10 protein-coding genes are annotated in these 12,737 nt (G+C 63.0%); 5 read left to right on the forward strand and 5 right to left on the reverse strand.

Annotated elements, in window-relative coordinates:
• The first annotated feature begins 1 nt into the window (after position 1).
• On the forward strand, positions 2-637 hold the full coding sequence (locus B6S01_RS16080) for a nuclear transport factor 2 family protein (protein ID WP_094182656.1): 636 nt from the start codon (positions 2-4) through the stop codon (positions 635-637).
• On the opposite strand, the gene B6S01_RS16085 is transcribed toward B6S01_RS16080, so the two are convergent.
• Complete coding sequence (locus tag B6S01_RS16085; RefSeq protein WP_037468112.1) at positions 562-1,206, reverse strand: TetR/AcrR family transcriptional regulator; 645 nt, start codon at positions 1,204-1,206, stop codon at positions 562-564. The two genes, B6S01_RS16080 and B6S01_RS16085, sit on opposite strands and share 76 nt — an antisense overlap.
• 119 nt (positions 1,207-1,325) lie before the next feature.
• On the opposite strand from B6S01_RS16085, the gene B6S01_RS16090 reads away from it, so the two are divergent.
• The 4 genes from B6S01_RS16090 to B6S01_RS16105 are packed head-to-tail and all read left to right on the forward strand — an operon-like array spanning position 1,326 to position 6,223.
• Entirely contained in the window at positions 1,326-3,308 is a 1,983-nt protein-coding gene (locus B6S01_RS16090; protein WP_081570515.1) for a flavin-containing monooxygenase, read from the forward strand.
• A gap of 32 nt (positions 3,309-3,340) precedes the next feature.
• Positions 3,341-3,757 carry a VOC family protein gene (locus B6S01_RS16095; protein WP_051908489.1) on the forward strand — a complete coding sequence of 139 codons (417 nt, stop codon included), beginning with the start codon at positions 3,341-3,343 and terminating at the stop codon, positions 3,755-3,757.
• Positions 3,758-5,140, forward strand: a complete 1,383-nt coding sequence (locus B6S01_RS16100) for a hypothetical protein (protein WP_037468108.1) — start codon at positions 3,758-3,760, stop codon at positions 5,138-5,140. It begins immediately after the preceding gene.
• A gap of 24 nt (positions 5,141-5,164) precedes the next feature.
• Positions 5,165-6,223: a hypothetical protein gene (locus tag B6S01_RS16105; protein WP_037468106.1), complete on the forward strand. Its 1,059-nt coding sequence runs from the start codon at positions 5,165-5,167 to the stop codon at positions 6,221-6,223.
• Between the two features lie 79 nt (positions 6,224-6,302).
• Here B6S01_RS16105 and B6S01_RS16110 read toward each other — a convergent pair whose 3' ends face one another.
• From B6S01_RS16110 to B6S01_RS16125, 4 genes are all read right to left on the reverse strand, one after another.
• Entirely contained in the window at positions 6,303-7,727 is a 1,425-nt protein-coding gene (locus tag B6S01_RS16110) for an efflux transporter outer membrane subunit (RefSeq protein ID WP_037468104.1), read from the reverse strand.
• Between the two features lie 11 nt (positions 7,728-7,738).
• Entirely contained in the window at positions 7,739-10,924 is a 3,186-nt protein-coding gene (locus tag B6S01_RS16115; RefSeq protein WP_037468103.1) for an efflux RND transporter permease subunit, read from the reverse strand.
• A 169-nt stretch (positions 10,925-11,093) separates the two neighbouring features.
• The gene (locus tag B6S01_RS16120; protein ID WP_037468100.1) at positions 11,094-12,350 is read right to left on the reverse strand and encodes an efflux RND transporter periplasmic adaptor subunit; all 1,257 of its coding nucleotides are present in this window, start codon (positions 12,348-12,350) and stop codon (positions 11,094-11,096) included.
• The gene (locus tag B6S01_RS16125) at positions 12,347-12,694 is read right to left on the reverse strand and encodes a hypothetical protein (protein WP_094182657.1); all 348 of its coding nucleotides are present in this window, start codon (positions 12,692-12,694) and stop codon (positions 12,347-12,349) included. The genes B6S01_RS16120 and B6S01_RS16125 overlap by 4 nt, the downstream gene beginning before the upstream one ends.
• Positions 12,695-12,737: the final 43 nt, after the last annotated feature.

Consider the following 12,737-nt stretch of genomic DNA (forward strand, 5'->3'; position numbering starts at 1 on the left):
CATGACAAATGGGGGTGGGTCGATCCACCCCCATAGCTTTTCGATGGACGAGGTGCGCGACCGGCTGGCGCTCCAGCACCTCGTCACCGCCTATGGCCATGGCATCGACCGGCGCGACTATGGCCTGCTGAGGTCGCTTTATCATGACGACGCGATCGACGATCACAGTCCCTATTATTGCGGACCGGCGGCAGGCTTCATCGATTGGCTGCCGCAGATGCTGGCGACCTGGGCCGCAACATCCCATGCGATGTTGAACATGCTGTTCCTGCTGGACGGCGACCGCGCGGAAGGCGTCATCACCGCCCGCGCCTGGCACCTGACGGCGGATGGCAGGCGTGAGTTCATCGCCTGGGGCCGCTATGCCGACCGCTATGAGAGGCGCGATGGCGCGTGGCGTTTCGCGCACCGCTTCTTCATCCTCGATTCCACCGAGGAACGGGCGGTGGAGCCACAGGACAGTTTCGGCACCGAAGGGTGGAGACGGGCCGGGCAGGCGCGGACGATCCGCTATACCGCCGCCTGCCGATGTTCAGCGCCAATCGGCAGGATTGAGGCCGATCAGCTTGTCGCGCCGCCGGAAGACAGGTGCGCGCCGATGCCGTTCAGGAATATGCCGGTCACCAGCCTGGCATGATCGGCCATTTCCTGCTCCGCCATGGGATCGCCGCCGAACAGCAGGCGGCGTTGCCATTCCCCGAACGCCATGACGACAAATTGCGTGGCGAGGCTGCGGCTTTCGGACGGGAGGACGCCTTCGCCTTCCAGCAGTTCGGCGACCGGGCTGACCTGATGCCGTTCGAACTGGAATCGGGCGATCTGCCGCAACTCGTCAAATTCGCCGCTTTCCCGATAGATGAGCCGCGTGATGCGCATGCTCTGGGTGGAGAATAGCTGCCGCTGCATTTCGGTGGCGTAGGTGACGAGCTGCGCGTGAAGGTCGCCCTTCAGGTCCGGCAGCTCCGGGCGGATCTGCGCACCCGAATGTTCCAGGCAGGCTTCGAACAGGGTGAGCTTGTCAGGGAAATGATTATATAGCGTGCGGCTCGACACCTGCGCCTTTTCCGCGATGTCGCGCAGCGAAGCCGCATGAAATCCGGTCCGCGCAAATTCGTTGAGCGCGACCAGGATCAGGTTGTCGCGCTTCTGTTCGGCCACCTCTGGCGTCGGGCGGCCCGCCCGCCTTTTTATGTTCTGTTCGTCCATATTAAGCCTCGTTGCGCAGCAAAGGCGCAAATAGCAAGTGCGCGTGCGTTGACCAATTACACATATAGGTGTAATTCCCATGCAACAAGATTGCGGACACGCATATTAGGAGAAACAGGATGCACGCACCGGCCATGAATGCCGATTCCAGGATCGATGCCGCGATCGACGCGCTTGACCCCACCATGGCGCTGATGGCGCTGATCCAGATCACCGGCGACCGCACGTTGCTGAACCATTATTGGGATGCGATCGACGGCCGGCAGGAAGAGTTGATCGAGACATTCGTCGATATCCACGCCCATGAAGAGCGCCCCAGGATCGATCCGGCGGTGGCTGCCGAGATTCGCGACCGCCTCCGCCTGGCGGTGCGATCTGAAAAGCCTGCAGTCATGCCGCAGATCGACCGCCCGATGTTCAAGCGGATGAGCCGCCTGCTGCTGGGGCAGGATCTACCGGAAATGTCGGTGGATGTCGCTTTCCAGCATGCCGGCTTCACCACCGATACGCGTGTGCGCAAGGCGGCGGACGTGCCGTCTGCCGATTTCAAGGTGCTGGTCGTCGGCGCGGGCATGATGGGCATCAACGCCGCGATCAAGCTGCAACAGGCGGGTTTCGACTTCACTGTGCTGGAGGCGCTGGACCAGGTCGGCGGCAACTGGCTGACCAACACCTATCCGGGCGCTGCGGTGGATACGCCGAGCCGCATCTATTCCTTCTCGTTCGAACCCAATGCATCCTGGACCCAATTCTATCCGCGCGGTCCTGAATTCCTGTCTTATCTCGACCGCGTCACCGACAAATATAATCTGCGCGACCGTATCCAGTTCGGAACCTGGGTCGAGGGCGCGGAGTGGGACGAAGGGCGCAAGATCTGGACCGTGAAGGCGGTGCGGAACGGCAAGCCGGAAACTTATGAGTGCAACGTCCTCATCATGGCGGTGGGGCCGAACAACAACCCCAACTACCCCAAGGTCAAGAATCTGGACTCCTTCAAGGGTCCGGTGATCCACTCGGCCGCCTGGGATCACAGCGTCGATCTGACCGGCAAGAAAGTCGTGCTGGTCGGCACCGGCTGTTCGGGCGTGCAGGTTGCTACCGCAATCGCCGACAAGGTGGGGGAGCTGGTCATAGTCCAGCGCCAGCCCGAACATATCATCCCCAATCCGCAGGCGCATGCGCCGGTCGCGGAGCTGGAGCGTTGGGCGATGGAATATATCCCCTTCGTCGCGCAGTGGAAGCGGCTGCAGAGCCTGCACAGCCAGATGCGCGACATGCACGGCATGATCATGAAGGACGAGGAATATGCCGGCAGGACCGGCGGCTTCGGCCCGATCAACGACGGCATGCGGATGATGTGCGAAGGCTATCTGAAGAGCCATTTCCCCGACAATCCGGAGATGGTCGAGCTGCTCACGCCCAACTTCCCGGTCTTCGCCAAGCGGCCGATCCTCGATTGCGGTTTCTACGACACGCTCAAGAAGCCCAATGTTTCGATCGTGCGCGGCGAACTGGCCGAAGCGGACGAGGACGCGGTCATCCTGGCCGACGGCACCCGCATCGAATGCGATGTGCTGTTGCTATCGACCGGCTATAACCTGCACTTCGGGCGGCAGTTCGACATTCGCGGCACGGGCGGCAAGACGCTGAATGATGCGTTCGATCCGCATCCCTTTTCCTATGAAGGCATGCTGATTACCGGCTTCCCCAATTTCGTGTTCATGGGCGCGCCCTACAGCTATCTGGTCGCCAACCATGCGGTCGTCAGCGAACAGCAGGTGCATTATATCATTGAACTGTTGCAGTGGATGGTCGACGATCACCTGTCGTCTTTCGATGTGACGCGGGAAGCGACCGATAACTTTGTCGATTCGGTAGATGCCGAGTTGCAGAATTCGGCTTGGGTGCAGTGCGGCAGCGCACATGGCTATTATCGGGACAAGGGCGCGCACGGGCAGAAGAAGGTTATCCTGGCCATTCCGCGCCACAATTCGCGCATCTGGCACGATCTGCGATCGCCACGGCAACAGGATTTTCATGTCACGCGGACGGACGGCGAAAATCCGGCGGCGCAGCGCGAGATGGAAATGCTGACGATCTGATAATTGACGACGAAAGTCGATCACAGGAGAGAATGATGCAGATACCTCATGGCGCGACGCAGGATGTGGACTTCATGTTCACCAAACTGGTCGTTCGCGACCTTCAGCGTGCCGACAATTTCTACAAGGCGGCATTTGGTCTTGTCGAAATGCATCGGCTGGATGCGCAGATCATGGGCCGCCCGGTGTCCGAGATCGTCTATCAGCCAACCTACCAGGGTGGTCCGCTTTTCATTCTGGCGCATTTCCCCGACGACACGGGCGTTAGCAGCAATGAGATGATGCTTGGCTTCGCCGCCACCGATCTTGAAGCCTGCGTCCGCCGTGTGGAGGAAGCCGGGGGCGCCGTTCTCGACTATCCCAAGGCACTGCCGGAGGGGGTGCCGCCGCACGCATTTGTGAAGGACCCCGAAGGTCATGTTGTCCAGCTTAGCCAGAGGATGGGCTGAATGACCGTGCATGGCGCCATTACGGCGGGCGAGCCTCTACTTCCCGACAGGCAGACGTTTGACCGGCTTCACCTGACCATCGCGCCGGGCGACCATTATGGCCTGGAATTTCCGATCAGCGTTCCCATGCTGGAGGATTTCGGCCCTGCATTCCTGACACGGGCGTTCCGGGCATCGGGCGCGATCGCCGCCGACAATGAAGTGACGGCGATCGTTTCCCTTCAGCCGATCAGTGTGCAGGGAGCATCGGAGCGCGCGCTTCTGACGGTGGATTATGCGCGGGACGAACCGGGCTTGCACAGGGAATTGTTCGTCAAGTTCCCGCCATTGGAACCGAATTTCAAATTCGGGCTGATCCGCATGGGCTATGGCGAAGTGGCGATGCAGAGACTGTCGGGCAGCGACGGCTTCCCCGTGAAGACGGCCAAATATTATTTCGGCGACCATTGCGCAAAGACGACGAACTTCATCCTCATAACCGAGCGGATCCCCTTTGGCGTGGCTCCGGTCAGCCCGGCGCTGCGCAAGGGCTATGACCATATGATAGCCGGTGTGGAGGGTCATTACGAACTGCTCGTGCGCGCGCTCGCCCGGCTGGTCGGGGCGCATAAGCGTGGCGCGATGCCGCCGGAGGTCGATGGCATATTTCCCTATGCCGGCGCAGCGCGGGATTTCGAGCCAATTGACGATGCGGCCGGGAAGATCGACCGGTTGATCGAATTCATCTCTCAAACGGCGCCGCATCTGTTCATTGCCGAAGCGTCCGACCCGGCGTTCATGGCCCGCTGGCGCGAAGACCTGCTGTACGGCCTTGAACATAAGGATGTGGTCATTGCGTACCTGCACGGGGACGCCGACTATACGGGGATTTGCCACCCCAACCTGAATGTCGACAACGCCTGGTACTGGCGCGAGCCGTCGGGTGATCTTCAGATCGGCCTGCTCGATTGGGGCGGGGCCGGTCACATGAGCGTGGCCCAGGCGCTCAGCGGCATGTTGATGATGCCGGAGCCGGAAAAATATCAGGGGCTTGTCGATTTTGTTCTGTCCACCTTCCGGGAGGAACTGGCCGCGCAATGCGGCGTCACGCTCGACGCGGAGGAACTGCGGTTGCAGTTCAAGGCATCGACCTTTTCGACCGCCATATGCACGATCGTCGAATTTTTCGGCGATGTTTTCGCGGTGCATACGCCCGAAACTTATGCGTCGATGAAGGACAGGTTCGACCCGCGCCTTTTAGACAGCGGCCTTATCGCCGCGATCATCTGGGTCGATAATATCCTGAGGGAGTGGACCGACGATTTGACGCCCGGCGACGCCTGCCGTGAGATCGTGGCGCGTTCGGCCAGCCACGCCAAGGCCATGGTCGCAGCCAACGGGTAAGCATTGAAAATAGGAGACGTTGGAATGTTACACGAGCTAGCCGAAAAATTCCGCCCCGTCGCGCCCCCGCAGCTGATCGAGGACGCCTATAGCAGCGACCAGCATGCGCGCCTGTTGCAGGTGGTGCGGGACAATGGGCCCTGGCCGCTGATCCTGGCGGAAAACTTCAAGACGCCCGAAGAAGTAATCGCCACGACTTCAGGCAGCATTCCCGAAGGCGTCAAGCTGACCTGGGATATGATCGGGCTTAACCCGGTTTTTCGCGGCTATCTGGCGCAGGGCGGAACCTGTTTCTATCCAGAGATCGAGGACTGCTATTATAATTCCCGTTTCCTCGAACTGGTTCGCAACTATTGGAACTGCCAATATGCGGAACCGGAAACTTTCCTGTTCAACATTCAGGGACCGACGCCAATCGGCGGCCCGCCCCATCTGGACGGGACGGTGTTCCGTGGCATGACGATGGAGAACACGCCACTCTGGCTGTTGCTGACCATGGCCAAGTCGTGCCTGTTCAACCGCTGGCGCTCGAAGAAGGGGCAGGTCATCGCCTGGTATTACAAGGGCAAGATCGGCGGCGGTTTCAACTGCTGGCCCGACGGGCCGAGCGGCGAGCCGTTCCAGATCAACGCGCCCATGTGGGGCCGCGCCGTGGTCGTCGAAAATGAAATGATGTTCCACCATGGCCAGGCGACCGGCCCGTCCGCGCTGCGGAAGCCGCAGGGCCTGGACATCAGTTCAACCTTCGGCGCCGATCCGCAGGATCCGACCGGATGGCAGATCGAAACCTTTGGCAAGGTCAACCAGAAGGTGCCTGAACAAGAGATGCGTTTCCTGGTCCATTGGGGCGCGCGCCTGTTCAAGGACATGGATGATTTCAAACTGACCTATGACCATCGTGATGACATCACGGCGGACATGGCGATCAATATTCTGATCGACGACATGAAGAAGCGGGGCGTGCAGTTTGAAGTGCCGACCGATCCGTTGCACGACAATGACTTCGTCCGCCTGCTGGCGGGTGTCTATGACATTGGCGGCCCGGCGAACATCCCGGCCGACGCGATGGATGAAGCCGCCTGATGACATGACCGGCAGGCTGCAATGAAGCCTGACCTTATGAACAAGGCGCGCGCTTTGGGGTGCGCGCCTTGTTTCGTTTCTATGCTCCGGGCGACTGCTGGCCCCCGGTCCATCCGCCGCCCAGCGCCCTGAACAGGTCGATCTGGGCAAAGGCCACCGCACGGTCGGCGGTGGCAAGCTCGCTGTCAGCGGCAGCCAGCGTGCGTTGTGCGTCCAATACCGTCAGAAAATCGATCCGGCCTTCGCGTTGCCGGGCCAGGCTGATGCGGGCAGCGCGGGCAGCGGATTCGCGCGCGGCCTTCAGCGTGTCGCGGCGTTCCAGCGCGTGGGCATAAACCGACAGGGCGATCTCCGTTTCCTCCAGCGCGCGCAGGACCGTACCGTCGAAGGTTGCGAGCGATGCGCTGGCGTCCGCCTTCGCCGCCGCGATCCGCGCCCGGTTCGCTTCCTGATTGGGAAAGGCCCAGTTGATGAGCGGGCCGAGCAGCCAGCGGAACGGGCCGCCGCCCAATATGTCGCCGCCGCCTATCGCCGTCGTGCCGATTGATCCGCCCAGCGTGATGCGCGGATAGAGGTCTGCGGTCGCAATACCGATACGGGCGGTGTCGGCGGCCAGTCGCTGTTCCGCCGCGCGCACATCAGGGCGGCGGGCAAGCAGGGTGCGGCCATCGCCGACCGGTATGGGTTGCTTGAGGTCCGGGGTCGTCTTCTGCTCACGGATCGCGGCGGGCAGTTCCTGCGGCGTGCGACCGGTCAGCGTGGCCAGCCGGAACAGCGCGCTTTCGCGATCCGCGATCAGGGTAGGGATCAGCGCGGCCTGACTGTCGCGCAGCGACGTCGTGCGGATGACGTCCAGCCGGTCGGACCGGCCAACCTCGAACCGGGCATTGGTGATGCGGATGCTGTTGTCCAGCAGTGCGACCGTCTGCTGCGCGACGGCGATCCGTTCGGCGGAACTGGTGGCATCGACATAGGCGCGCGCCGTGTCGGCGACGACCGCCACCCGCACCGCGTCTGCGTCGTCTGCGGCTGCGCCGACATCCCCGTTGGCGGCTTCGATGCTGCGCTTTACCCGGCCGAACAGATCGACTTCGTAAGAGATGTCCAGCCCTGCATCGACGGTCCAGTTTTCACGGTCCATGCCCGGCAACGTCCGTGCGGCGGAGGCTCGGGCATAGCTGGGCTGGCCGCTCAGGCTCGTCTGCGGCAGCCTGTCGGAACGCGCGCCGCGCAGTTGCGCCCTGGCCTTTTCCAGCCGCGCCACTGCAACGCGGATGTCGGTATTGGCCGCCAGCGCATCCTGAATCAGCCCGTCCAGAACGGGATCGCTGTAAAGCCGCCACCAATTGTCATCGGGCTGCGCCGTGCTGACCACCGGACTGGCCGCGCCGATGAAGCCGCCCGCAGCCGTGCTGGGCGTGGCGGGAGCCTTATAGTCCGGCCCGGCAGCGCAGGCGGTCAGTGCCGACGCGCCAAGGAGGAGGGTGATGAAGGTGCGTGTCATCTTTGTCATTCCTATTCGGCCGGTTGCAGCGCGGTCGGGGCGCCGCCCTTCCCCTTGCGGGAAAAGCGGTCGCCCAGCGCGCGGCACACGACGTAGAAGGTGGGGGTGAAGAGCAGGCCGAACGCCGTCACGCCGGTCATGCCGAAGAAGACGGCCGTGCCCAGCGCCTGCCGCAACTCCGCGCCAGCCCCGCTCGCGATCACCAGCGGCACCGCGCCCAGGATGAAGGCGAAGCTGGTCATCAGGATCGGGCGAAGCCGGGTCTGCGCCGCCTGAACCGCCGCCTCGACGGGCGAGAGGCCCTGTTCTTCCTCCGCCTGCTTGGCGAATTCGACCACAAGGATTGCGTTCTTCGCCGCCAGCGCGATCAGCACGACCAGACCGATCTGCGTCAGGATGTTGTTGTCCATCCCCCGCAGGTTCACGCCCAGCATGGCCGCGAACAGGCACATCGGCACGATCAGGATGATCGACAGCGGCAATGTCAGGCTTTCATATTGCGCCGCCAGCACCAGGAAGACGAAGAACACCGCCATCCCGAACACGATGCCTGCGGTATTGCCTGCCATCACCTGCTGATAGGCGACGCCCGTCCACTCCCTGGCATAGCCTTCGGGCAGGCTGTCATCGGCCAGCTTCTCCATCGTCGTCAGCGCCTGGCCGGTGCTGTAGCCGGGCGCATTATTGCCATCCACCTCCACCGCCGGGAGCATATTGTAACGCACCACGCGATAGGGGCCGGTCTTGTCCTCGAAGGTCGAGACAGAGCCGATCGGCACCATCTGACCACTGTTCGACCGGGTCTTGAGGTTCGCGATATCCGCAACTGTCCCGCGATGGTCGGCATCCGCCTGCGCCGTCACGCGATAGGTGCGCCCCAGCAGGTTGAAGTCATTGACGAAGGCCGAACCCAGATAGACCTGCATCGCTTCGAACACGCGCTCCGGCGGCACGCCGAGCAGGTCGGCCTTCCGCCTGTCGACATCGGCAAAGACGCGCGGCGTCGCATTGTCGAACAGCGTATAGACCATCGAAAGCCCGGGGGTCTGGTTCGCCTTGCCGATGAAGTCCTGCGCGACCTTGTTCAGCTGCGTATAGCCGCGCTCCTCCTTATCCTGCACCAGCATGCGGAAACCGCCGGGCGGCACCAGCCCCGAAATGGTCGGCGGCGGCAGCAACAGGATGCGCGCCTTTTCATATCCCGCGACGGCCTTGTGCGCCTGCTCCATGATGCCTGCATAGGTGACGCCTTCCTTCTGCCGCTCCGCAAAGCTGTTGAACGGGAAGTAGATCGCCGCGCTGTTGGGCGCCTGCGTCTGCGATGGGCCGTGGAAGCCTGCAAACATCACCGCGCCGCGCAGCCCCTTGATGGGCAGCAGCTTTTGCGCGACCTCCTTCGTCACCTTGTCCGTGCGTTCGAGCGACGCGCCCGAAGGCAGTTGCACCACGGCCAGGAAATAACCCTGATCCTGCGACGGCACGAACCCGCCCGGCGTCACCCAGAACAGGGCGATGGTCGCGGCGATCAGCCCCGCATAGGTCAGCAGCATCTTCTTGGGCCGCAGCACCAGGAAGCGCGTCAGCCGTGCATAGCCGGCGCTCATGCGGTCAAAACCCCGGTTGAAACCCGCCGCCGCCCGCGCGCCGACCCTGCGCCAGCGCGGCGCATTGTCCAGATCATGATCCCCATGCTTGGGCTTCAGCAGCAACGCCGCCGCCGCCGGGGACAGGGTGAGCGACAGGATCAGCGAGATCACCGTCGCGGTAGAGATCGTCACCGCGAACTGCTGGTAGAAAGCACCAGAAATGCCGGTGATGAACAAAGTCGGCACGAACACGGCGCACAGCACCAGCACGATCGCGACCAGCGCCGCCGACACCTCGTCCATCGATGTCCGCGCTGCTTCCAGCGGCGACATGCCATGTTCGATGTTCCGCTCGACATTTTCGACGACGACGATCGCGTCATCGACGACGATGCCGATGGCGAGCACCAGCCCGAACAGCGACAGGTTGTTGAGCGAATAGCCCAGCGCCGCCAGCACCGCCGCCGTCCCGATCAGCGATACCGGGATGGCGATGATCGGAATGACCGCCGCCCGCCAGTTCTGCAAGAAGATCAGGATGACGAGGACCACCAATATCACCGCTTCGAACAGCGTGTGATAAACCGCGTCGATGGACTGGCTGATGAACTCGGTCGGGTTGTAGATGACGCTATATTCCAGGCCCTTGGGGAAGGTCGTGGACAGCTCGTCCATCTCCGCCTTCACCTTCTCCGCCGCGTCCAGCGCGTTGGATCCGGGGCGCTGCATCACCGCGATTACCACCGTGGGCTTACCGGACAGATAGGTGTTGATGCCATAATCCTGCGCGCCCAGCTCGACGCGAGCGACATCGCTCACCCGAACCTGACGGCCATCCGCATCGGTGCGGATGACGGCATCGGCAAATTGCTTGGGCTCGGTCAGCCGGCCCTGCATTTCAACGCCCAACTGAAAGGCTTCACCCCGGTCATAGGGCGGCTGGCCCAGCGCGCCCGTGGACACCTGCACATTTTGCGAACGGAGCGCGGACACGATCTCCCCAGCCGTCAGGTCCAGCGCAGCGGCGCGGTCGGGATCGATCCAGACGCGCATCGCATAGTCGCGCGACCCGAACAGCCGCACATCGCCCACGCCATCCAGCCGCGCCAGCCGGTCGCGCACCTGCGTCAACGCATAGTTGGACAGGTAATTGCGGTCGAACGTGCCGTCTGGCGACTGAAGATTGACGATCATCAGAAAGTCCGGCGTCGTCTTGCGCGTGATCACGCCCAGCCGCTGCACCTCTTCGGGCAGGCGGGGGATGGCGACAGCCACCCGGTTCTGGACCAGCACCTGCGCCTCGTCCAGATCGGTGCCGACCTTGAAGGTGATGGTGATCGTGACCTTGCCGTCGCCCGTCGATTGGCTGCTCTGGTAAAGCATGTCATCAACACCGTTGATTTCCTGCTCGATCGGCGCGGCGACCGTCGATGCGACGGTCTCGGCCGATGCGCCGGGATATTGCGCCGACACGGTGACCGTGGGCGGCACGATGTTGGGATATTGGGACACGGGCAGGCCGATAAAGGCCAGCGCGCCGACCACGGTAATGACCACCGCGATAACCGCGGCGAAGATCGGCCGGTCAATGAAGAAACGGGATAGGCGCATCGGTCTGTTCCTCGATGGCGTGAAGAAGGGTGCGCGGTCCGGGGATCGCGGGAGTTGGTTTGATTTCCGATCCTGTCCCCCGTTCGCCCTGAGCTTGTCGAAGGGCTCCACTTTTCCTTGAAAGAGAAGTGAAGGGCTTCGACAGGCTCAGCCCGAACGGAGATAGGTTTTACCTGGCGAACGTAGCCTGCGAAGCAGCCGGAACGCTGCTCTCACTGGCCGCCACCGGCGCGGGGGAAGCCTTGATCGCCACAGCCCGCGTCGCGACCTTAGCCCCCGGCATCGCCGACTGAAGATTGCTCACCACCACCCGGTCACTGGGCGACAAGCCCGCCCGGATAATGCGCAATCCATCCACCACCGGCCCCAGTTCGACCGGCTTGGCGGACACGCTGTCATCCTTGCCGACGACCAATACCGTCTTGCGCGCCTGGTCGGACTGAACGGCCTCGTCCGGGATCAGCAGGGCGTTCACCTTCCCGCCATTGGCGAGACGCATGTTGCCGAACATGCCCGGCGTCAGGAACATGTCGGGATTGGCGAACACCGCGCGGATGCGGATCGTGCCGGATCGCGGATCAAGGCCGTTGTCGGTAAAGTCCAGACGGCCCTTGTGGCGATAATCGGCTTCATCCTGCAACCGCACCTCGACCGCGCCCGCGCTATCCTTGTCCCGCTGCGACTTCAGATACAGCGCTTCGGACGCGTCGAAGTTGAAATAGATGGGATCAAGTTTGTTGATGGTGGTCAGCAATGTCGCGCCCGCGCCTTCCGCGCCGGACACCAGATTGCCGATATCGACCCGCCGGTCGGACACGCGTCCCGATATGGGCGCGCGGACCTGCGTGAACTCCACCTCCAGCGCCCGCTGACGCTCGCGCGCCTGTGCCGCCGCCAGTGCCGCCTGAGCCGCTTGCAGTCGCGACCGCAGGGCATCGACTTCGCTTGCCGAAACCGCTTCATCGCCCGTCAGCCGCTGGACTCGCTTATAGTCATTCTGCGCCAGCATCAGCGCGCTGCGTGCGCTCGCGCTATTGGCGCGGGCCTCGGCCAAGGCAGCGAGGAAGGGGCGCTGATCGACGGTGAAGAGCAATTGGCCTGCCTTCACATAGTCGCCGTCCCGGAAATGGATCGCCGTCACCGACCCGGAAACACGCGGGCGGATATCGACCGTCTGGCTCGGCGCGAACCGCCCGACATAATCATCCCATTGCGTGACCGCGCGGCTGAGCGGCGCAGCGACCCCCACCACGGCCAGCGTCGATGGCGCGGCCTGCGCCTGCGGGCGATCGATCAATTTCCACCCGATGCCGCCCAGGATCACAAGCGCGATCGCTGCGATGGCGGCATGGCGCTTGCGTCGCCGCAGGAGTGGGGAAGACACCGCATCATGGCTGTCGGCGTCGATGGGCTTGTGCATGTTCATGCGAAACTCCTGACCTTCGGGCTGCCGCGCATGGCGGCGATGGTGGCGAGCAGCCGTTCGAGATGGGCTTCGGTGAACCCGGCGGACCGAAAGGCGGATATGCGGCGGGAATGCACGTCATAGCTGCGGTGCCACGCCTCGACCGCGATCTGGCGCAGCGCTTCCAGCCGCTTGTCGGCCAGCCGCGGGTCCGGCTTTTGCCCGAAGATCAGCCGTTGCAGCCGGGTCCAGCGGCCGGGTTCGCGCAGCGTCGCCAGGCTGTCCTGCCGGGCAAGCTGCACGACTTGCCACTCCAGCGGAGAAAAGCTCGCCTCTTCGGCTTTTGCCGCGTCCGCCTTTGGCACGGCGCTGCGAATGCTTCCCCCACGCCGCCTTTGGCCAGGAATA

This window comes from Sphingobium herbicidovorans, assembly GCF_002080435.1.
GTDB classification, from domain to species: Bacteria; Pseudomonadota; Alphaproteobacteria; order Sphingomonadales; family Sphingomonadaceae; genus Sphingobium; species Sphingobium herbicidovorans.